This is a genomic window from Allobaculum sp. Allo2, assembly GCF_022701175.1.
In the GTDB taxonomy this organism is placed as follows: domain Bacteria; phylum Bacillota_I; class Bacilli_A; order Erysipelotrichales; family Erysipelotrichaceae; genus Allobaculum; species Allobaculum fili.
In genome coordinates this window covers 2122304-2142876 of the sequence record NZ_CP078088.1, presented here as the reverse complement: position 1 = coordinate 2142876, position 20573 = coordinate 2122304, and the positions used below count along the sequence as shown (strand labels likewise).

The 20573-nt window shown below is 51.2% G+C and carries 23 protein-coding genes and 4 pseudogenes; 20 read left to right on the top strand and 7 right to left on the bottom strand.

What is annotated here, in order from left to right:
* The first annotated feature begins 130 nt into the window (after positions 1 to 130).
* The 19 genes and pseudogenes from KWG61_RS12165 to KWG61_RS12085 all read left to right on the top strand — a co-directional run bounded on the left by KWG61_RS12165 (position 131) and on the right by KWG61_RS12085 (position 14373).
* Positions 131 to 775 (top strand): hypothetical protein, encoded by a 645-nt coding sequence (locus KWG61_RS12165; RefSeq protein WP_242743985.1) that lies wholly within the window; start codon positions 131 to 133, stop codon positions 773 to 775.
* 389 nt (positions 776 to 1164) lie between these two features.
* Positions 1165 to 1885 (top strand): annotated as a pseudogene (locus KWG61_RS12160) (response regulator transcription factor).
* 174 nt (positions 1886 to 2059) lie between these two features.
* The gene (locus tag KWG61_RS12155) at positions 2060 to 3127 is read left to right on the top strand and encodes a hypothetical protein (RefSeq protein WP_242743984.1); all 1068 of its coding nucleotides are present in this window, start codon (positions 2060 to 2062) and stop codon (positions 3125 to 3127) included.
* A gap of 88 nt (positions 3128 to 3215) precedes the next feature.
* Positions 3216 to 4505: a sensor histidine kinase KdpD gene (locus KWG61_RS12150; RefSeq protein ID WP_242743981.1), complete on the top strand. Its 1290-nt coding sequence runs from the start codon at positions 3216 to 3218 to the stop codon at positions 4503 to 4505.
* Between the two features lie 198 nt (positions 4506 to 4703).
* The gene (gene tnpB, locus KWG61_RS12145) at positions 4704 to 5090 is read left to right on the top strand and encodes an IS66 family insertion sequence element accessory protein TnpB (RefSeq protein ID WP_230268547.1); all 387 of its coding nucleotides are present in this window, start codon (positions 4704 to 4706) and stop codon (positions 5088 to 5090) included.
* A 91-nt stretch (positions 5091 to 5181) separates the two neighbouring features.
* Positions 5182 to 5625: a hypothetical protein gene (locus KWG61_RS12140; RefSeq protein ID WP_242743428.1), complete on the top strand. Its 444-nt coding sequence runs from the start codon at positions 5182 to 5184 to the stop codon at positions 5623 to 5625.
* A gap of 38 nt (positions 5626 to 5663) precedes the next feature.
* Positions 5664 to 5993 carry a transposase gene (locus KWG61_RS16470; protein WP_256460690.1) on the top strand — a complete coding sequence of 110 codons (330 nt, stop codon included), beginning with the start codon at positions 5664 to 5666 and terminating at the stop codon, positions 5991 to 5993.
* Positions 5994 to 6010: 17 nt separating this feature from the next.
* Complete coding sequence (locus tag KWG61_RS12135; protein ID WP_242743364.1) at positions 6011 to 7021, top strand: transposase; 1011 nt, start codon at positions 6011 to 6013, stop codon at positions 7019 to 7021.
* 524 nt (positions 7022 to 7545) lie between these two features.
* Positions 7546 to 7776 carry a hypothetical protein gene (locus KWG61_RS12130; RefSeq protein ID WP_230268456.1) on the top strand — a complete coding sequence of 77 codons (231 nt, stop codon included), beginning with the start codon at positions 7546 to 7548 and terminating at the stop codon, positions 7774 to 7776.
* A 259-nt stretch (positions 7777 to 8035) separates the two neighbouring features.
* Positions 8036 to 8533 (top strand): glutamate racemase, encoded by a 498-nt coding sequence (locus tag KWG61_RS12125; protein WP_242743979.1) that lies wholly within the window; start codon positions 8036 to 8038, stop codon positions 8531 to 8533.
* A gap of 275 nt (positions 8534 to 8808) precedes the next feature.
* Positions 8809 to 10175 (top strand): annotated as a pseudogene (locus tag KWG61_RS12120) (aminopeptidase); the annotation flags it as partial.
* A gap of 198 nt (positions 10176 to 10373) precedes the next feature.
* Positions 10374 to 10655, top strand: coding sequence for a gamma-glutamylcyclotransferase family protein (locus KWG61_RS12115; protein ID WP_242743978.1), 282 nt, complete (start codon positions 10374 to 10376; stop codon positions 10653 to 10655).
* 434 nt (positions 10656 to 11089) lie between these two features.
* Positions 11090 to 11329 (top strand): annotated as a pseudogene (locus KWG61_RS17720) (HD domain-containing protein); the annotation flags it as partial.
* Between the two features lie 71 nt (positions 11330 to 11400).
* Positions 11401 to 11694: a hypothetical protein gene (locus KWG61_RS12110; RefSeq protein WP_242743977.1), complete on the top strand. Its 294-nt coding sequence runs from the start codon at positions 11401 to 11403 to the stop codon at positions 11692 to 11694.
* Positions 11664 to 11864 (top strand): hypothetical protein, encoded by a 201-nt coding sequence (locus tag KWG61_RS12105; protein ID WP_242743976.1) that lies wholly within the window; start codon positions 11664 to 11666, stop codon positions 11862 to 11864. Before KWG61_RS12110 ends, KWG61_RS12105 begins: the two co-directional genes overlap by 31 nt.
* Before the next feature lie 103 nt (positions 11865 to 11967).
* Positions 11968 to 13059 (top strand): Cof-type HAD-IIB family hydrolase, encoded by a 1092-nt coding sequence (locus KWG61_RS12100; protein WP_242743973.1) that lies wholly within the window; start codon positions 11968 to 11970, stop codon positions 13057 to 13059.
* Positions 12972 to 13811, top strand: a complete 840-nt coding sequence (gene thyA / locus KWG61_RS12095) for a thymidylate synthase (protein ID WP_242743971.1) — start codon at positions 12972 to 12974, stop codon at positions 13809 to 13811. Before KWG61_RS12100 ends, thyA begins: the two co-directional genes overlap by 88 nt.
* Positions 13808 to 14065 (top strand): dihydrofolate reductase, encoded by a 258-nt coding sequence (locus KWG61_RS12090; RefSeq protein ID WP_242743969.1) that lies wholly within the window; start codon positions 13808 to 13810, stop codon positions 14063 to 14065. Before thyA ends, KWG61_RS12090 begins: the two co-directional genes overlap by 4 nt.
* Entirely contained in the window at positions 14062 to 14373 is a 312-nt protein-coding gene (locus tag KWG61_RS12085; RefSeq protein WP_367614381.1) for a dihydrofolate reductase, read from the top strand. Before KWG61_RS12090 ends, KWG61_RS12085 begins: the two co-directional genes overlap by 4 nt.
* 274 nt (positions 14374 to 14647) lie before the next feature.
* Here KWG61_RS12085 and KWG61_RS16465 read toward each other — a convergent pair whose 3' ends face one another.
* The 6 genes and pseudogenes from KWG61_RS16465 to KWG61_RS12055 all read right to left on the bottom strand — a co-directional run bounded on the left by KWG61_RS16465 (position 14648) and on the right by KWG61_RS12055 (position 18610).
* Positions 14648 to 15169 (bottom strand): transposase, encoded by a 522-nt coding sequence (locus KWG61_RS16465; protein ID WP_256460855.1) that lies wholly within the window; start codon positions 15167 to 15169, stop codon positions 14648 to 14650.
* A complete protein-coding gene (locus KWG61_RS16460) occupies positions 15073 to 16005 on the bottom strand; it encodes a transposase (protein ID WP_256460689.1) in 933 nt (310 codons plus the stop codon). Before KWG61_RS16460 ends, KWG61_RS16465 begins: the two co-directional genes overlap by 97 nt.
* A 38-nt stretch (positions 16006 to 16043) precedes the next feature.
* On the bottom strand, positions 16044 to 16487 hold the full coding sequence (locus KWG61_RS12075; RefSeq protein WP_242743428.1) for a hypothetical protein: 444 nt from the start codon (positions 16485 to 16487) through the stop codon (positions 16044 to 16046).
* Between the two features lie 92 nt (positions 16488 to 16579).
* A complete protein-coding gene (gene tnpB / locus KWG61_RS12070) occupies positions 16580 to 16966 on the bottom strand; it encodes an IS66 family insertion sequence element accessory protein TnpB (protein ID WP_230268547.1) in 387 nt (128 codons plus the stop codon).
* A gap of 246 nt (positions 16967 to 17212) precedes the next feature.
* The gene (locus tag KWG61_RS12065; protein WP_242743967.1) at positions 17213 to 17422 is read right to left on the bottom strand and encodes a hypothetical protein; all 210 of its coding nucleotides are present in this window, start codon (positions 17420 to 17422) and stop codon (positions 17213 to 17215) included.
* Between the two features lie 106 nt (positions 17423 to 17528).
* Positions 17529 to 18610: pseudogene (locus tag KWG61_RS12055) on the bottom strand (6-phosphofructokinase).
* A gap of 353 nt (positions 18611 to 18963) precedes the next feature.
* Here KWG61_RS12055 and KWG61_RS12050 point away from each other — a divergent pair.
* On the top strand, positions 18964 to 19506 hold the full coding sequence (locus tag KWG61_RS12050; protein WP_230268453.1) for a hypothetical protein: 543 nt from the start codon (positions 18964 to 18966) through the stop codon (positions 19504 to 19506).
* A 272-nt stretch (positions 19507 to 19778) separates the two neighbouring features.
* Here the strand turns inward: KWG61_RS12050 and KWG61_RS12045 are convergent, their stop codons facing one another.
* Positions 19779 to 20543 carry a DUF1905 domain-containing protein gene (locus KWG61_RS12045; protein ID WP_230268452.1) on the bottom strand — a complete coding sequence of 255 codons (765 nt, stop codon included), beginning with the start codon at positions 20541 to 20543 and terminating at the stop codon, positions 19779 to 19781.
* Between the last annotated feature and the right edge of the window lie 30 nt (positions 20544 to 20573).

Sequence of the window (20573 nt, the reverse complement as noted above, 5' to 3'; positions counted from 1 at the left end):
CCGCTTCGTCCTGGCGCGCAGGATGGAAGAAATTTTGTGACCGGACGCGCTTCTGGACAAGGCACTGCAGCCGAAATATAAAAAGTACTGGAAGAGCTCGCTGTTCTGGTTTGGCGCCGGCAATGTCGGCATGGCCAGCGGCCTGCTTCTGGCTTCCGGGGAAGGATCCCGGATCCCGTTTACAATTCTGATCAGCCTGCTGCTTTCCTTTCTCATGGTCTGCGGCCGCTTTAAATTTGAAGAAGCGATGCGAAACCTTGTCCTGTGCGTCGTTGGTCAGATATTGGCCGGTCTGCTCATGGATGTTTCGAGCATGATCACCCTGGTATTTTGCGGACCGATCGTTTTGCTGGTGAGCTATCCGTGCTGGTTCTGGCTCACGCGCTGCGACTGGGAAGCGAGCGCCGGCCGGTGGGGGCTGTACTTCGTTTTGCTTCTGCTCGGTCTGCTTGCCGTACCGGAGCGAAGACTCGTTTTCATTCTTTTACTGATCGTGCTGATAACCGGCGTCCATCTGTTCTGTACCGGCGGCATGCGGCCGATCCGCTTTCGCCGCCCGGTCAGAAGCGCCGAACGAGTGCATGCACCAAAGTCGAAGCATCGAAACCGTGCGAATGCGGGTCTGGAACATACCTCGCTGCAGAGCGTCATGCTCGAGCGGGCCAGACGAAAGGCGATGGAAGATCGAGCGCGCCGGCTGGCCGGTCTTTCGGATCTGCAGGAAAACCGGACCGGGGAAAAGAAAGCCGTACGCAATAAAACGGCGGTCCGATAAGGGCAAAAAATGCGGATCGAATCCCTGGATGGTCCTGCTTTATGAAGCGCTTTTGCTCCGCAGTCTGCGGGGCTTTTTTACGGAAATCGGCAAGAATTCTCTCCAACTGGAGAGTGTTTGGAGAAAGCTATCTGCAGCCTTGCATCGCATCTGGTCCATCCAGAGGGCTTCTGGAAAAATTCTTCCGGCCATCTGAAGGTTTTCTTAAAAAAGCGCGCAGATGCATACGGCGCTTTATACTGAAAGCATAGTGTCTGCTTAAGAAAAGCCTGTGCAGACACCAGAATTAGAAGATAAAACCAGACTGGAAGCTCTGGCGCGAACATACGCGGCAGGCAAACGGGAAATTCCGATCCGTCTGGAGACAGGAAAAGAAAGAGGGGAACACGATGAACCATACGATTCTTGTTGTTGAAGATGAAAAGGGCTTCGCGATGCGATTGCGATTTATCTTCGTTCACAAAACTACGAGGTCCTGCTGGCCGCCAACGGCGCACAGGGCCTGGAAGAGCTTGGCAAAGCGGGAGACAAAATTCATCTGGCCATCGTCGATCTGATGATGCCGGTCATGGACGGTCTGACCATGATTCAGGAAGTCCGTAAAATTATGATTTCCCGATTATTATCCTTTCGGCAAGATCCGAAGAAGTCGATAAGATCAACGGCCTGACGATCGGTGCCGACGACTATCTGACCAAGCCGTTTTCGTCCATGGAACTGCTCGCCCGCGTCAAGGCGCAGCTGCGCCGCTACGACAGTTTTCTGGAAATGAAAAACGCCAAGGATGAACCCGATAACGCTTCGCTCGTCAACCGCGATCTGTCTCTGAATCCGATGACCAAGGAAGTGTTTGTCCGCAATGAGCCGGTGCATCTTACCCCGAAGGAATTCCAGATTCTTGAACTGCTCATGCGCCATCCCGAGCGTGTCTATTCCGCAGCCGAGATTTATGAGCTGGTCTGGAAAGAAGATGCGATTTCGACCGAAACCATTACCGTCCACATTCGAAAACTGCGTGAAAAAATCGAAGAGGATCCGAAAAAGCCGCAGTACATTCAGGTGGTCTGGGGCCTCGGCTACAAAATGCGCAAAGATCCTCTGACGGCATGATAAGCGGAGCCCGGCTGATCGAGCCGGCTTCGACGGCAAGTCTGGACAGCACGCAGAGCGCGCCGAATACAGCCTTTGAAGACGAGCCCAAAAGCAGCACCAGCTTTCAATCGGCAAAGCCGGAACTGAAAAAAGCGGGAAATCGAACGGTGCGAAAGTGTTTACCTGCCTGCTTTGCATTTTGCTGCTCATCCTGAGTACGCTGGCGACCAAACTGACGTCCAAAATTACCCTGCAGGGGAAGAAACGCTCGATGTCTTTACCGAAGCGCTGGCCCCGTCGCTCGAAGCCATGGCGGTGGTCCGGGCCAGATCGCTAGTTCCGGGCACCGAATGGCTGAAAACGGATGAGGAAACCGATTCGACGATACGGCAGTACATCGAGGAAAACGCCGGCAACAGCATTCGCTCTTCCGCCGAATCTCTGGCGCGCGATTCCAACCTCGCCTGGATTATCCGCTACGGCGGAAACGAGTATTCCCACAACTGGAAAGATTCGTATAACCAGACCGACGGTGCACTCGACTACACGATCCGCTCTTCCGCGGGCGGCATCACGTATTCCGGGGCAATTCAGCCGGACGTCTCCTTTTCGAGGGCGCGTTCGATTCTCGTCAATCCGGCGCTCGTTCCCGAAGAGCGGCGCAATTCGCCAAGCGGCTGCGAATACGCGTATTCGCTGGTGCTCCCGGACGATTTTTCCATTCATTACTACGTACCCAAAACGCTGCAGCCCAACGGCGGCGTAGTCGCCCGCGTCGCTGCGGACGTCAACCAGACCGGATTTGATTTCTGTATGTTATACGGATCCATCGTCGTGGTTCTGTTCGTCCTGCTCTTTCGCTACCGGCTGGAAGAAGGGCTGCCTTTACTGACACAGCTCAGCCGGATGAAGGCGCTGTTTGCGATTCTCGTTCTTGGCGGTATGTACGCGATTCTTTCCCCAGGCCTGAACCGTGTCACGATGAATTTTGCGAACGGTTCGCTGAAGGCGCAGTACCTTTCCTTTGCGATGAACGACTGGCAGGCGGAACTGGTCGCCTGGGCGACCGTCATTCTGCTCTGGTTCCTGGTTTTTATGACTGTCGCGTTGATCGCGCTCTACATTAAGCGCATTTTCAAAATGGGTCCGGCAGCTTTTGTGGAACAGGATTCTCTTTGCTACTGGGGTTATGTGCATGCCCAGGACTGGATTCTGAAAGCTTCTCTTCGCAAAACCGGCACATGCCCGTATTCCGTCTGACGATACTATCTGCTTTATGGATCGTTCTGACGGGAGCATTCATGCTTCTTGGCGTCCTGTTTTTCGACCTTTTGGACTGATTGCGGCTGTGCTGATCAGCTGCCTGATCGCCATTCTTTTTGCAGTCGGCATTGCCAAAGCCATCTCGCAGGATTTTCAGCACGTTCTGGATGCTTCGCATTCTCTGGCCATGGGCAACTACAGCGAGTTCAAGCCGGAAAAAGCCGGCATGTTCAATCCGATCGTCAGTGATCTGGTCCATATTGCGGGCAATTACGAAAACGCGCGCAACGAAGGACTGGCCAGCCAGGTGTCCAAGTCCCAGCTGATTTCCAACGTTTCGCACGACTTGAAGACGCCAGTAGCGGGCATTCAGAGCTATTCCGAGCTCATCAGCATGTCCGACAACATGGACGATATTCATCATTACGCCAGCCATCTTCAAAATTATTCCGCCCGTCTGGCTTCGCTGATTGAAGACCTGTTTGATATCACCAAGGCGACCAGCGGCGATATCGTACTCGATCTCGTTCACATCGATCTGTGTGAACTGGTCGAACAGGTGCAGGCCGAATGGATCGATACGCTGGCGGAAAAACAGCTCGAAACGATTATGAATCTGGACGGACCGGTCATGATCGATCTCGATCCGAACAAGATGGTCCGCGTCATCGACAACCTGTTTTCCAATATCCGCAAGTATTCGCTGCCCGGCTCCCGCGTATTCATTACCCTGATCAACCGCGGTTCGAGCTGCGAGCTGATTTTCCGCAATACGTCAGCAGACATTCTCGACTTTGATCCCGAACAGATCATGGAACGTTTCGTACGCGGCGATGCCAGCCGTCACGAAGCGGGAAGCGGTCTGGGTCTGGCGATCATCAAAAGCTTTGTCGAAGTCCAGAACGGCGACTTCATCATTCAGACCGACGGCGACATTTTCAAAGCCATCATGAGCTTCCCGCTCGATCCGGCCGAAAACATTCCGCTCGCCGATTCGAAAGAGAAGAGTGCGGTTCGTGCGGATACCGGCAAAGCGGAGCCTGTCCTGGATGACGAATCGTCCGTGCAAAACGGGGAAGCCGTCGACGACGTTTATGTTCAAGAAGAACCGGCCAGCCCGTCTGTTCTGGAAGAAGAACTTACTGGAAAAGAACCTGCACCCAAAAAGCCTTCCAGTCTGGAAGAGACCATGCAGGCCTCATCGAAACCGGAAACAGCCACTGTACCGCTGCCCGAAACAAAGACGGAGGAAATCCGGACTTCCAAAACGACGAATCCAGTAAGCGTCAATCCAGAGACGGATCCGCTGCTTCTGGCCTCGATTACCAGTCTTCAAAAGAAGGCCGGCTGTCTGCCGATTCCGAAAAAAGAATGAGGAGAATGCTCCGGGCTATTCAGACGGGAAATAATTCTGGACTCTTAAATCAAGCCGAATTCGAAAAGTACACGAATTCGGCTTTTCCTTTCGCTTTTGAAAAAATGAATGTTAATAAATACGTAAGCGTCAAATAAAAGACGGGTATTTTCTCGACCGCCTCCTTGGGATAATTCCTTTATTCAAGGAGGCTTTTTCATGGAATCAATCATCCCTGCAATCGATCTCGGTATCGATTTCTCCAAAGTTAAAAACATCTATCTGGCTCAGATGCCTGCTGACCTTCGCAAAGGAATTGACGGTTACGTCTCCCTGGTTCAAGGACCTCTCGCTCTGGATCCGCTGGATGGATCCCTCTTTCTCTTCGTTAATCGACAGAAGAACAAGATCAAAGGTATCCTTCGTGACGGAAATGGATTCTGGCTTGTTTATAAGCGACTCTCCAGATCTTCCCTTCAGTGGCCTGTCAGCACTGACCAGTCCGACTTCATGCGAATTGACTGTTCGCAGCTGGCTTCTCTGCTTTCCGGTCTGTCGATTGTTCCCCAGCCGGCATTTCTGCCACGAACTTATAAGTATGTTTAAACCAATTTAAAAGGATGATTTTTTGAAGGAATATCAAGATAAATCATCCTATTTACTTTATCTATCGCTCTAAATATGTTAAAATTAATACATGAATGTGCCGAACCCTTACCAGACAATCCGCAACGAGCTCCTCGAAGATCTTCATCATCAGATCAGCACCATGACGGAAGAAGAGAAAGACAAATTTATTGAGGATATGTACCTGGATCTCTATTTCGCTAAAGAAATCAATAAAGCCGTGAAAAGCGGCCGCTTTGGTCCTTCTACGGAAAAGATGGTTCCCTTGAAACTGGATTACTCTGAAAACGAGGACGGCGGCCCAGATATCAATATTCTGAATAAACAGCTGGCTCAGCTTGATCTGAAAGCCGATGTTTGTTTTAACCGGGCTGCGAAATATCAGGAAGAGGGAGACCGCTATCGTAAAGAAGCTGAAGATTTAAAGCTCAGTTCTGTTGAAGGAAGCAAGAAAAACCTTCCACCAAGTGCAGAAAGCAGGAAGCGGTCAAAGAAACCACTACCTTCAGTGTAGAAGGGGAAAAGCGCATTTGCCCAGTTTGCGGCTGTGAGATGAAAACTGTTGGAATGAAACGTCACTATAGGATTCATCGGATTCCCGCTCGCTATAGGCTGGAAGAAGTGCTGCGTGAGACAGTCGCGTGCCCAAACAAGTGTACGGATGAAAACGGGAAAGCCATCATCCGCACCGCCGAACCTGACGAGCCTGCACTGATCGACAAGAGTGTCGCAACTTCCTCTATGGTCGCGGGAATTGCCTACGATAAGTTCGTAATGGGAACCCCGGCCTATCGTCAGGAAAAGCACCTGAGTCTCACGGGACTGCCGATCAGCCGTCAGACCATGGGCAACATCCTGGAAAAACTTACGATCTTTATCTGAAGCCCCTCGTAAAACAAATGATTGAGGATCTCCCAAACTGTAACGTCGTCCATATGGATGAGACGGTTTTAAAGTGCACGGAGGTTAAAGATCGAAAACAGTCTTCTATGGTTGTCGCCGTCAGCGGAATCTATGAAGAGAACCAGATGGCTGTCTATAAGTTTTTCCCTTACAAGAAACAGGAGTTCGTAATCGCCCTCCTTGGCGGTTCTTTTCGTCATGCCCTTATGACAGACGGGCTTTATGCATATGCCAACTACTATGGCCCCTGCAGAAAGCTCAACTGTATGGCCCATGCGAGAAGAAAGATCTTCGAAGCCATCAAAGTCCGGTCAGACTTCGCGCAGTATCAGGCAGACGTCCTGAAGTGGGAAAAGACCACACTGGAGAACGACGAAGAGGCCGCAGAAGCGGCAGCCCAGCTGGACGAAACAGAGAGACCCGAACCCAGTCCGGGTCTCCAGATTCTGCTCACAGCCCTGTCTCTGTTCGGGAAGCTCTACCACATCGAATCCCACGTTGCTTCTTACTCGCACGAGGCGAGAACCGAAGTTCGGCAGGAACTTTCAAAGCCCTGCTTTGAAAGACTCACAAGAGTCATGATGGAGATTCAGAGTGGATTCGAGGAAAGAAGCACCGCCTACAGAGCAGCCAAGTACTTCATGGATCGAGCGAACTCGTTGGGAAGGTACCTGGAAGACGGTGATTATCCGATCGACAATAATGTGGCAGAAAGAGCCGTAAAGCCATTCGTGATCAATCGCAAAAACTTCCAGACTACGAAGAGTATCAAAGGTGCGGAAGTCGTCGCAGCGTTTATGACTTTGTTTCGATCGGCTGAAATGAACGACTTAAATCCAGAGCGCTACATGGAGTACGTTCTGGATGAACTCAAATGGTTCAAAGACGATGAAATCGCGGTAGATGTATTGAAGTCACTTCTGCCGTATTCAAAGGATTTACCTGAATATCTTCGAATTGGATACCGTGGACCGGATCCGAAGTATGAAGAAAACGATGAAGAATAAAAAATACGCCAAGCGGGATCTCGAAAGGGATCCCGTTTAGCGTATCTAATATTCAGTCTCGCGTATACCCGTCGATTGTTTGACACTTACATAAATACAATACGCGTGCCAATTTGGACAGATAAGCAACCAGTTAAGACCATTATGGAAAAGATGCAGGCGGCAAGGCGGTATTTGAATCCGGCTGTGATAGGCTATAGCCATCCAAACCGATGAGCGAAGGCCAAAAAGATGACTGCCATCAAGGAAGCTGGTCCAGAAGAAGGATCCCTGATCTTTCCCTGACGTCTGATCCCACCTGCATTTGGCGATGCAAAGCGATCCTTGACAAGACTGAAATACCAGCCGGAAAATGATTCCCTTCCAGGAATTCAAGGAAGCCTGCCATACGGTTAAGGGCTCTTCGGAGCCCGTTTTTCGAATTAAAGCGAATCGATCAGGGTAGCGAACAATTTGGAACGGCCAGACGATCTGAACCGGTAGAAACCGTTCGCCTGCGATTCGCGGCAGAAAGGGGAAAAGCGATGACAAACAAACGCTGGATTTTGAATCTGGTCGTGATCGCGGCAGCGCTGATCGGCATCGTCGCCAGTCTGTTTGCGTGGATGTACGCGGCCATCCCGGCCAGAACGGCACAGGCCATTCTGTTAGGGGTGACGATTGCGGCCGTCCTGATTCTGGCCGGAATTAACTATGCGTACAGCGCGTACGGCAAACGCTTTCACAAAGTCTATCCCGACAGTCACAATCACTGACGGATTAACCGGATTTAACCAGGTTTAAAGGAAACAAAGAGACGCCCCTGCGGCGTCTTTTCTTTACGTCTGGAACACGTTCGATCCACGCCTGGCAGAACAGAAGCAAAGCAGCGCTCTCGTAAAGTGCAGGCGAAAAGCGAAAGCCCGATGAATCACGATGGAAAAACGGAAACATGAAGAATCTGTCCGCATATGGGGAAAAGAGGGAAATTGGGCGCTTCTCTGGTCTCGTTGTATAGTTATAGCGGTGATGAAGATGAAACCCTGTGATCCAATTGGCGTATTTGATTCCGGACTTGGCGGACTGACCGTCGCGGCGCAGATTCGAAAGGAACTGCCCAATGAGACGGTTCTTTACTTTGGCGATTCCGCCCGCAATCCGTATGGGGAAAAGCCGCGTGAAGTCGTCGAGACGTATTCGATGGAAATTGTCGAAGCCTTTGCCAGACAGCACGTCAAAGCGGTGGTAATCGCCTGCAACACGGCGACCAGCGCTGCCGCCCCGCTGCTGCGCGAACACTTTGATTTCGACATTATTGGCATGGAACCGGCTCTCAAAGTCGCTGCCGATCTGAAAACCCCGTCGATCATTGCGGTCTGGGCCACGAACCTGACGCTTCATCAGGAAAAGTTTGAGCGGCTCAAAACCGTTTTCAAAGCGGCCATGAGATCATACGGGTACCATGTCCAGGACTCGTCCGGCTTGTGGAAGAAGACCGTCTGGACGATCTGGAGGCTGTCGACGCGGCGCTGAGAGACTATCTGGCGCAAAGCAGGAACGCAGAGTTTATCGTTCTAGGCTGTACGCACTTTCTGTTTTTCAAGCAGCGCCTGCAGCAGCTCGCCGGTCCGAACGTCAAAATTGTGGACGGAAATGAAGGAACGGTGCGCCATCTGAAGCATCTTCTTGAAGAGAAGCATCTGCTCAATCCGGATTCTTCTCACAGGAAGACAGGCTGCAGATCGACAATTCCGATCCGAGTCAGATTGACCTGTCCTGGAAACTGGTCCATCGAATGGAGGAAACGTATGAGTAAAAATAAAAACGCCTGGCTTGCCTGCGATGACAGGACGCTTGGCGAAATCATGACGTTTGCCCAAGGCTACATGAATTTTCTTTTCCTTGGAAAAACCGAACGCCGCTGCGTCAGGCAGGCGATTGCGCTTGCTGAAGGTTTCGGCTATCGCAACATTAACGAATACGCCGAAAACGGCAAGAGCCTGAAGCCGCAGGACAGAGTCTATTTCAATATGATGGATAAAGCCGTTGTGCTCTTTCACATCGGCAGCGATCCGATCGCCAAAGGCATGAACATTGTCGGCGCGCACATCGACTCGCCCCGTCTCGATCTCAAGCAGCATCCGCTCTATGAGCAGGACGGCATCTGCCTGTTCGATACCCATTACTATGGCGGCATTAAGAAATACCAGTGGACGACACTTCCGCTGGCGATGTATGGCGTGGTTGTTCTGAAGGACGGCACGCACATGGATATCGCCATCGGCGATCATCCGGAAGACGAAGTGTTCTGTATTACCGATGTCCTGCCGCATCTTGGCAAGGATCAGGCCAGCAAGCCCACATCCAAAGCCATCGAAGGCGAAGCGCTGAACGTCATCGCCGGTTCCATTCCGCAAAAGGAAGACGGCGACGAAAAAGCTTCCGATCCAGTCAAGGCGAACATTTTGCGTCTGCTCAAGGACCGCTACGGCATTGATGAAGATGACTTCATCAGTGCCGAACTCGAAGTCGTTCCGCAGGGCGAAGCCAGAACGTGCGGCCTCGATCGTTCCATGGTTTTAGGCTATGGACAGGATGACCGCGTCATGGCCTACACGGGTCTGATCGGCCAGCTCGAACTCGCGAACGAAACGCTCGAGCGTACCGCCGTATGCCTGCTTGTGGATAAGGAAGAAATCGGATCCGTCGGCGCGACGGGCATGCAGTCGCATTTCTTTGAAGACCAGGTGGCTGAAGTGCTCTCCTTACTGGGCGAGTACAGCGAACTGAACGTTCGCCGGGCTCTGCGTCATTCCACGATGCTTTCGTGCGATGTTTCCGCAGCTCATGATCCCAACGTACCGGAAGTTTCTTCCCTAACGGCAACGCCGCGCAGTTTGGATGCGGTATCGCGATTTCCAAGTACGTCGGTTCCGGCGGCAAGAGCCATTCCAACGACGCTCGTGCGGAATACATCGCCGCGCTGCGCAAACTGCTCGATGATCACGATGTCGTCTGGCAGACCGCGGAACTCGGCAAAGTCGACCAGGGCGGCGGCGGAACGATCGCCTACATTCTGGCCAACTACGGAATGGACGTCATCGACGCTGGCGTGGCGCTGATGTCCATGCATTCTCCGTTTGAACTGAGCTCCAAGGCGGATGTGTATGAAGCCTTTGCTGCTGCAAGGTTTTCCTGCAGTACATGCGCGATCTGCAGGCCAATTCGCTTTAAGATTGATTCCCCGAAGATTCGGGGATTTTTTCGCTCTGTGGTTTCGGCCACTCCCTTTACGCTTTTTGACGAATTTCCAAAGACGTTTTGAAGGGAGAGGAAATATTGCGTATGGTGGAGGAAGCCAAGGAGAGCGAATATGAAATACTATGCAGCTTATGGAAGCAACCTCCATCTCGAACAGATGAAAGAACGATGCCCGAACGCGATCCCGATCGGAACCGCCCGTCTTGCAGACTGGAAGCTCGTCTTTAAAGGAGACAAGGGAGAGTTTTATCTCTCGATCGTCCCAAAGCAGGGGCTTTTGCGGATGCGGGCATCTGGCAGGTGGACGCTCAGGACGAAGCCGCGCTTGATGAATACGAGGAATATCCCGCGCTGTACAAAAAGTTCACGCTGGATTTGCCCGTCAGTTTTTTGACGGACATCGCGAATCTCTTCCTGTGTTTCTTTACGCCATTCCCTGGGCTTTGCGGATGGCAGGCCAGAAGAAGAGTACGTACAAATCTGCGAAGCGGGCTGTCACGACTTTAGTCTGGATCCGGCGCCTTTGTTTGCGGCTCTGGAAAGGGTGCCGGCGCAGACCGGCCAGAAGTCCTGAGCCTGGAAAGGAAAGAAGATCCGACAGGGCAGCGTGGCCCGAACAGCAGCCCTGAACAGGAAACCAGACGATCGCTCTGTATGAAACAGGGCGTTTTTTTCAGGCGAAACGAAAAACGAACACCGATGCAAATCTGACCCAGATTGGCTGATTCGGCCCATTTCTGGCCGCATGATATAAAATAGGCATGCGCAAACCGGCGCAAGAAACAAAATCGGTTTGACGGATCGTCCGTCAGGAAGGGAAGAAGAACCATGCGTGAAGAAGAGCGTTTTACTGAGTACGTGCAGAACTACAATCCGGAGGATTCACAGATTCGTCTGAAAATCATCCATACGTGGAAAGTCGTTTCAGCCGCGGATCAGATTGCCGAAAATCTGAACCTGAGTGAAGAAGAAAAGAAGCTCGCCCATCTGGGAGCGCTGTTTCATGACATCGGCCGCTTTGAACAGGTGCGCCGCTTTCATACGTTCATGGATGCGAAAAGCGTCGATCATGCCGCTTTAGGCGCTGAAATTCTCGCACAGGAAGATTTCTTAAACGAGCTGTCCAATCAGGAAAAGAAATGGTCATTCAGGCCGTTTCCGTTCATAACAAGCTTTCCATTCCCGATATGGATACCGGCTTTCAGCGCGTTCTCGATCAGATTTTGCGGGACGCCGACAAAGTGGACATTTTCCGGGTCAGCGCAAAGGAAGATCCCATGGATACGACCGGCGCCCCTTTATCCGCTCTCAAAACGCAGACGATCACGCCCGCCGTTTACGAGGCGCTCGTCGAGGACGAAGCGTTGATCGTTCGAGCCGGATTACCAATCTCGATTTCTGGATGTCCTTTCTCGGCTTCATTCCTGATCTGAACTTCCCAGTTTCGTGCCGTATCGTGCTGGAACAGGGATTCTGGCGTGAACAGCTGGACCGTATGGTCAATGAACAGCTGGTCGAAGACGAAATGACAAGAGAACAGATCCAGACACTGCTTGACCTTTCCGCAAAGCGTCTGGAAGAAAAAGCCGCTCTCGCCGGTTAAGCTTTATAAATCCGAAAAACAAAACGGCTTTTCGAAAAGGCATATTCTGCGAAAAGCCCAGCGACAGATCAGGCGGCAAAGCGCCTGAAAAAGGAGGAGGCTTATGAAACCCGTAACGCTGATTGCGGTCGATGTCGACGGCACGCTGCTCAATTCGCAAAAGAAGCTCGATGAGAAAACCCGTCAGGCCGTAAACCGCCTGAAAGAATACGGAATCCTGTTTGGGATTATTTCCGGACGCCCGGTCGAAAGCGGCGTCATTCTCAGCCGCCAGTGGGGCATTGAAAATTCGATCAGTTTTTTAGTCGGCATGAACGGCGGTGCCATTTACGATATGCGCACAAAAGAAAAACAGACCTTCGCGCATCTCGACGGCAAACTGGTCTGGCAGATCTGTGAAATTTTCCGGGAAATCCCCGGCATTCATTTTGAACCGATGATCGGCAACCGCCGCTATGTGGAATTTTCCACACTGGAAACGCTCGCCATTGCCGAGCAGTTTGGCGAAGAGGAAATTATTGTCGATCTCAAGGAGTTTCTGGAACATCACGATGTGGACAAGCTGGTCATTCGCAGCCGCGCCGAAGATCAGCCGCGCATTAAGGAAATCGCAGCAGCGCATCCGTTTGAAGGGGTAGTGAGCTTTCCCACCGCGGACGTTCTTTACGAATACGTCGATCCGAAAATCAATAAGGGATTCGGCCTGGACCGCATTTGCGAACATTATGGTCTGAACGAAGAAAACGTCATCGCTTTTGGCGATGAAAGCAACGATATTGAAATGCTTCAGAAAGCCGGAGTCGGCATCGCGATGGGCAATGCCACGCCGCCGGTCAAGGCGATCGCGGATGTGGTTCTGCCCTGGACCAACGATGAACACGGCATTGCCCGCTATCTGGAACAGGACGTTCTTCCAGAACAGACCGGCCGCCTCGAAGTGCTCCCGGCATCGACGTACACTTCGTTGCGCGCCCCAGAAATGCCGGCAAATCCAGAAGCCGATACGCCTGCGCAGGGAGGGAAACTGCCGCTGCAGGCGGCAAAGAAGAAAACCAGCAGAGAAAGGGGAAAGGGAATGTCTAAATGGGATGAAATTTACTGCGGCCTTTGCGAGACGATTCTCAGCGAAGGAACGATCGTTTCCAACCGTACAGGCGTGGATACGAAAAAATTCCGTTTGCCCACTTCACGCTGAATGTCGGCGAAGAATTTCCGATCCTGACCGTCAAGCAGCTGTTTTTACGGCAGGCGGTTCTGGAAATGTTATGGATTTATCAGGCGCAGAGCAACGATGTGCGCTGGCTTCAGGAGCGCAATGTGCACATCTGGGACGAATGGGAAATCGATGAAAACGGCGACTGGCTGGAAGTAAATACCGGCCGGGTGCTCAAGCATTTCGATCCGTCCATGGCGCATACGATCGGTACGGCGTACGGCTACATCGTTCGCAAGTACCATCTGATCGACAAGCTGATCGATTCGCTTAAAAACCATCCGGAAGACCGGCGCCGGGTCATGTCTTTATGGCAGGATGCGGAACTCGATACGGCGGTTCTGCCCAGCTGCGTCTGGAGCAGCGAATGGGACATTACCGATGGAACGCTTAATGTACTCGTCCATCAGCGCTCGTGCGACGTCGGTCTGGGTCTGCCGTTTAACGTTACGCAGTATGCGGTACTGATGTGCATGATGGCTCAGGTGTGCGGACTGAAAGTCGGACGCCTGGACTGGTCGATTAAGGACGCGCACATTTACGTCAATCAGCTCGAGCAGATGCAGGAACTTCTGCAGCGCTGGCACACGAATGAGCCGCTGCCGGCACCGAAGCTCTGGCTCAACCCGGAAGTGAAAAACTTTTACGACTTTGACAGTTCGAAAGAACTGAAGGACGTGCATCTGGAAGGGTATCAGCACATGGGAAAACTGCGGATGCCCATTACCCAGTGATCCGCCTTGACGCCATCGCCGCAGTGGGCAGAAACGGCGAAATCGGCTGGAAGGGCGATATGCCCTGGAAGCGCGGCCTTAAACAGGATCTGAAGTTTTTCCGTAAGGTGACAATGAAGCGCCCGGTCATCATGGGCTGCAACACGTGGAAGTCGCTGCCTGGACTGCTTCCCGGCCGTCTTCATCTTGTGCTCACGTCCCATGAAATCAATCGCGAAGGCGTGCTGACCTTTCCACAGTCGAAGACTGCCTGAAGTGGCTGGACGCGTATAAAAAGCAGAATGTACATGTACCCGAATCCATAGCACTGGATCACGGTACGGTATTTGAACAGCCTGACGCTTTTGTGATTGGCGGGGCTTCGATTTATCGCGCCTTTCTGCCGTACTGTTCGCGCCTGATCCTGACGGAAATCGATGCGGACTTTGAAGCCGACACGTATTTTCCGGATTTTGATCGAAACCAGTATTCCCGCCAGGTTCTCGATGAACAGGAAGACGGCAGCTATCACACCCGTCATGTGGTGTGGATGCGAACGACAGATCCTGCAGGCGAAGAATAAGAAGCGCCGGAAAACCAGTCGGGGAAATCCGGATCGAGAATCTCGAACCGGATGATGCAAAGCCCGATGTTTAAACTTAAGAAATGCATGCAAAGGCTGCCTTCCTTCGAAGAAACCTCTTCGTCGTAAGGCAGCCTTTGTGTGTTGAATCGATTTTAGAATCGGGTTTATAGAACGTTCAGAAGTAAGTGTCAAACAATCGACGGGTATACGCGAGACTGAATATTAGATACGCTAAACGGGATCCCTTTCGAGATCCCGCTTGGCGTATTTTTTATTCTTCATCGTTTTCTTCATACTTCGGATCCGGTCCACGGTATCCAATTCGAAGATATTCAGGTAAATCCTTTGAATACGGCAGAAGTGACTTCAATACATCTACCGCGATTTCATCGTCTTTGAACCATTTGAGTTCATCCAGAACGTACTCCATGTAGCGCTCTGGATTTAAGTCGTTCATTTCAGCCGATCGAAACAAAGTCATAAACGCTGCGACGACTTCCGCACCTTTGATACTCTTCGTAGTCTGGAAGTTTTTGCGATTGATCACGAATGGCTTTACGGCTCTTTCTGCCACATTATTGTCGATCGGATAATCACCGTCTTCCAGGTACCTTCCCAACGAGTTCGCTCGATCCATGAAGTACTTGGCTGCTCTGTAGGCGGTGCTTCTTTCCTCGAATCCACTCTGAATCTCCATCATGACTCTTGTGAGTCTTTCAAAGCAGGGCTTTGAAAGTTCCTGCCGAACTTCGGTTCTCGCCTCGTGCGAGTAAGAAGCAACGTGGGATTCGATGTGGTAGAGCTTCCCGAACAGAGACAGGGCTGTGAGCAGAATCTGGAGACCCGGACTGGGTTCGGGTCCTCTGTTTCGTCCAGCTGGGCTGCCGCTTCTGCGGCCTCTTCGTCGTTCTCCAGTGTGGTCTTTTCCCACTTCAGGACGTCTGCCTGATACTGCGCGAAGTCTGACCGGACTTTGATGGCTTCGAAGATCTTTCTTCTCGCATGGGCCATACAGTTGAGCTTTCTGCAGGGGCCATAGTAGTTGGCATATGCATAAAGCCCGTCTGTCATAAGGGCATGACGAAAAGAACCGCCAAGGAGGGCGATTACGAACTCCTGTTTCTTGTAAGGGAAAAACTTATAGACAGCCATCTGGTTCTCTTCATAGATTCCGCTGACGGCGACAACCATAGAAGACTGTTTTCGATCTTTAACCTCCGTGCACTTTAAAACCGTCTCATCCATATGGACGACGTTACAGTTTGGGAGATCCTCAATCATTTGTTTTACGAGGGGCTTCAGATAAAGATCGTAAGTTTTTTCCAGGATGTTGCCCATGGTCTGACGGCTGATCGGCAGTCCCGTGAGACTCAGGTGCTTTTCCTGACGATAGGCCGGGGTTCCCATTACGAACTTATCGTAGGCAATTCCCGCGACCATAGAGGAAGTTGCGACACTCTTGTCGATCAGTGCAGGCTCGTCAGGTTCGGCGGTGCGGATGATGGCTTTCCCGTTTTCATCCGTACACTTGTTTGGGCACGCGACTGTCTCACGCAGCACTTCTTCCAGCCTATAGCGAGCGGGAATCCGATGAATCCTATAGTGACGTTTCATTCCAACAGTTTTCATCTCACAGCCGCAAACTGGGCAAATGCGCTTTTCCCCTTCTACACTGAAGGTAGTGGTTTCTTTGACCGCTTCCTGCTTTCTGCACTTGGTGGAAGGTTTTTCTTGCTTCCTTCAACAGAACTGAGCTTTAAATCTTCAGCTTCTTTACGATAGCGGTCTCCCTCTTCCTGATATTTCGCAGCCCGGTTAAAACAAACATCGGCTTTCAGATCAAGCTGAGCCAGCTGTTTATTCAGAATATTGATATCTGGGCCGCCGTCCTCGTTTTCAGAGTAATCCAGTTTCAAGGGAACCATCTTTTCCGTAGAAGGACCAAAGCGGCCGCTTTTCACGGCTTTATTGATTTCTTTAGCGAAATAGAGATCCAGGTACATATCCTCAATAAATTTGTCTTTCTCTTCTTCCGTCATGGTGCTGATCTGATGATGAAGATCTTCGAGGAGCTCGTTGCGGATTGTCTGGTAAGGGTTCGGCACATTCATGTATTAATTTTAACATATTTAGAGCGATAGATAAAGTAAATGGGATGATTTATCTTGATATTCCTTCAAGAAAATCATCCTTTTAAATTGGTTTAAACATACTTATAAGTTCGTGGCAGAAATGCCGGCTGGGGAACAATCGACAGACCGGAAAGCAGAGAAGCCAGCTGCGAACAGTCAATTCGCATGAAGTCGGACTGGTCAGTGCTGACAGGCCACTGAAGGGAAGATCTGGAGAGTCGCTTATAAACAAGCCAGAATCCATTTCCGTCACGAAGGATACCTTTGATCTTGTTCTTCTGTCGATTAACGAAGAGAAAGAGGGATCCATCCAGCGGATCCAGAGCGAGAGGTCCTTGAACCAGGGAGACGTAACCGTCAATTCCTTTGCGAAGGTCAGCAGGCATCTGAGCCAGATAGATGTTTTTAACTTTGGAGAAATCGATACCGAGATCGATTGCAGGGATGATTGATTCCATGAAAAAGCCTCCTTGAATAAAGGAATTATCCCAAGGAGGCGGTCGAGAAAATACCCGTCTTTTATTTGACGCTTACGTTCAGAAGGATATGTTCAGGATAATCCGGTCAGCGCTTAGTGACGGCCCTTGACCTGCGCAAGCTTGCGGATCATGTCCTTTTCTCCTGCTCAAGCTGGAGTTTCGCTTTTCTGGCTTCTTCTTCCAGTTTGCGTTTGCCCTTCACAGCAAGGATCACTGCGGCGCCGGTCAGCGCGGCAACGGCGGCAGAAGCCATGGCGATACCGAACAGACGGTCGTCTTCTTCTTTTTCATGGCAGCGCGATGATCGGCTTCCAGAGGAATCATGGAATTGGCTACATGATTTTCTTCCGCGCGCAGAAGATCGATGAGCAGTGCTTTGCGGGCATCGCTGCGCAGATTGAGCGCTTCGTTTTTAACTTCGTTGAATTTTGACATAGGGGTACCTCCTGGAGGATCAACACCTCTCCTGTTTCTTCGTATACCTTCAGTTTAGCCGGGACAGGGAATATAGCGTACGGCTTGACTGAAAGAGAACACGCCGCTATTTATCGCCAAACGAAATGCCAAGCATTCTGGCTTCCTGAATGATGCTGGAATCGGGATCGACGAGCTTGAGCTTGCCGGCGATTTCGGCAAGCGGCACTTTGACGATTTCGCGGTTGCGATAGGCGACCATGAAGCCGTATTCACCCTGGCAGGCCATGCGTCCGCCCTCAGCGCCCAGACGGCTGGCGAAAACGCGGTCGTAGGCGTCCGGCATGCCGCCGCGCTGGGTATGACCTGGAATGGTTACGCGGACTTCTTGCCGGTGGCTTCTTCAATTTCTGCGGCCAGTTTGTAGGAAACGGACGGGAACGTGTAGCTCTGCAGGCGCTTCTGGTATTCCTTCTTGGACAGCTTCTTGTCTTCGATCGAAATCGCGCCTTCGGCAACGGCGAGAATCATGAAGCGGCCGTGGTTATTCGTTTTCTTTTTCTTAACGACATCGAGAACGACGTTCAGATCGTAGGGGATTTCCGGAAGCAGAATGATATCGGCGCCGCCGGCCAGTCCGGCGTTGAGCGGCAGCCATCCGGTTTTGTGGCCCATGATTTCGACGATAAATACGCGGCCATGACTCGAAGCAGTCGTGTGAATTTCATCGATCGCGCGGGTCGCAATATCGACCGCGGACTGGAAACCGAACGTCATGTCGGTGCCCCAGAGATCGTTGTCGATCGTCTTCGGCATGCCGATGACATTCAGACCTTCCTGGGAAAGACGGTTGGCGGTTTTTAAAGAGCCGTTGCCGCCTAAAACGATCAGGCAGTCGAGTTCGAGCACATGATACGTTTGCTTCATGAGCTTGACTTTGTTATTGCCGTTTTCATCCGGCTTGTCGAGATCCTTGAACGGCACCCGGCTCGTACCGAGAATGGTTCCGCCGCGTGTCAGGATGTCGTTGAAATCGGCACTCGTCAGCATGCGGTAGCGGTTGTACATCAGGCCTTTATAGCCGTCTTCGAATCCGTAAAACTCTACGGGTTCCTTAGCGTTGTTCATGGCGGAAAGGTAGATGGCACGCATTGTGGCGTTCAGCGCCTGGCAGTCTCCTCCGCTCGTAAGCATTCCAATTCGAAGCATTGATAATCCTCCTCACTCTGTTTTCAGCTGTAATTCTTTCTCTATTTTAAAACGAATCGATTCAAACCGGGGACCGGATGTATAGTTTTTCAATCCTGTCGAAAAATCACGATTTTTTAAAGGAAATCGCGTAGGCAGAAGAGTATGCGATTTGACGTTGTAAGAAAAGGCGGTCATCAAAGCCGGGAAAACGCTTCCTCTACTATTAAATGAAAGTAAAGAAAGATGTACCTGAACCAGTCGAACAGCCCTTCAAGTTTTACACTTGCAAAAGACATGTCCCTTCGTTCCAGGTCCGGGCAGAATGTACTGCCTAATTCCGGGCAGAATGTACTGCCTAATATGGAGGTAATATGAAAACAAGATCACTTACAGCGCTCGCGCTGCTGTCTGCGTTAATGATTGCGGGATGCTCTTCCGCTCCGGAAACAAAAACCGAATCTTCGGCTTCCGAACCTGTATCTTCCGTTGAAGAATCCAAGGAATCCAAAACGGAAACGTCTGCTGCTTCTCTTGAAGACATCAGCATGGCCTTCTCGAACGCCGGCTACAGCGTCAGCGATGTCGTAACCGAAGGCGACAAGACGACCTTTACCGCCGAAAACGACAACGGTTCCTTCCAGGTTGAAGGCCAGAACTTCGAAAACGAAACCGAAGCGTCTCAGACCTACGAAACCAGCGCTTCCCAGCTTGAAGACGACGGCTATCTGGAAGTCGAATCCTACGATGCCGATCAGAAGCAGACCCGCGTACTGCTCAACGACTACAACACCGTATACGGCGTAGCCGCCATTAACCGCGAAGCCAAATCCGTAGTCACTCTGCAGGACATCCCGGAACCTGCCCTCGACGGCGCCAAGAGCGTTCTCGAAATGCTTGGCTACCCTGTTAAATAAGCGTCTTTTTCTCCTTTGACTTTTGAATCCGCGCCATAGACAGGCGATCTTATCAAAGACGCCGAGTCGTTTGCGGATCTTCGTGCAGACCCTGAAATCCTCAGGGTCTGTTTTTTTGGCGCTTTTCAAACCGCACAAACGCTCGGAAAACGGAAGCAATTCAACGTCCGGCATTCAAAATTCCAAATTCGGAATCTTCCCAATAAAAAGCCTCCGGTGGTTCGGAGGCAAAAGAAAATCGTCAGGCAAGGCTCAGAACGCAGAGGGGACGATTATCTGGGTTTAACGGATTCAGGTTTCAAAGCGGCATCGACGGCTTCCTGGTTTTGCAAAGTCCATTTCGCAATGGCGGAAACGAGCGCTTCATCGATTTTTCCATACCGAATCTGAATAGTGCCTTTACTCGTCTTATAGCCGTTGAGTTCGTTTTTAAACTGTTCGATCGCTTCTGGGCCTGGATACAGACCAATATGGTTTTTGAAGCCCGCAAAGTGAATAAGGTTTCGCTTTTTCCAGAATGTCGGCATGCTCCATGAAATCTTTTCGATCGTATTCGGCATTGCCTCACGCAAAATGCGCTGCATCGTTTTCAGATCCGCCTGCCAGGATTCAGGCTGCCTCTGAATGTATTCGTCTACGGTTTCCGGTTTGGATCGAACCGGCGTCTTTTTGTCCCTGGAGGAGGCAGGTCTGGTTTGCTTAGAAACAGGTTTTTCTTCCTTAACGGAAGATGGATCTGTCTGTATCGGTTCAGAAGAACGATCGGTTTTCTTCGACATCTGCCGGTCTTTTAAAACGACGTGCACGCGATCGCCAAAGCTCTTTCCCAGTGCTTTTCTTACCTGCTTGTTCAGGCCGATCAGATAAAACGGCGTTTTCATGGGCACGACCTGACCGGAATAGGGAACGTTATCAAACCGGGCGTCGACCAGCCAGCGGTCTTTTTCCGTCCGTTCGCGTATGTCATAGGGCACTTCAATATAGGCAGCATCCATCGTTCCGTTCTGCAAAATAACGGCATCAAATTCAATTTCCATTAACGATCACCTCATCCATCACAACTAGAG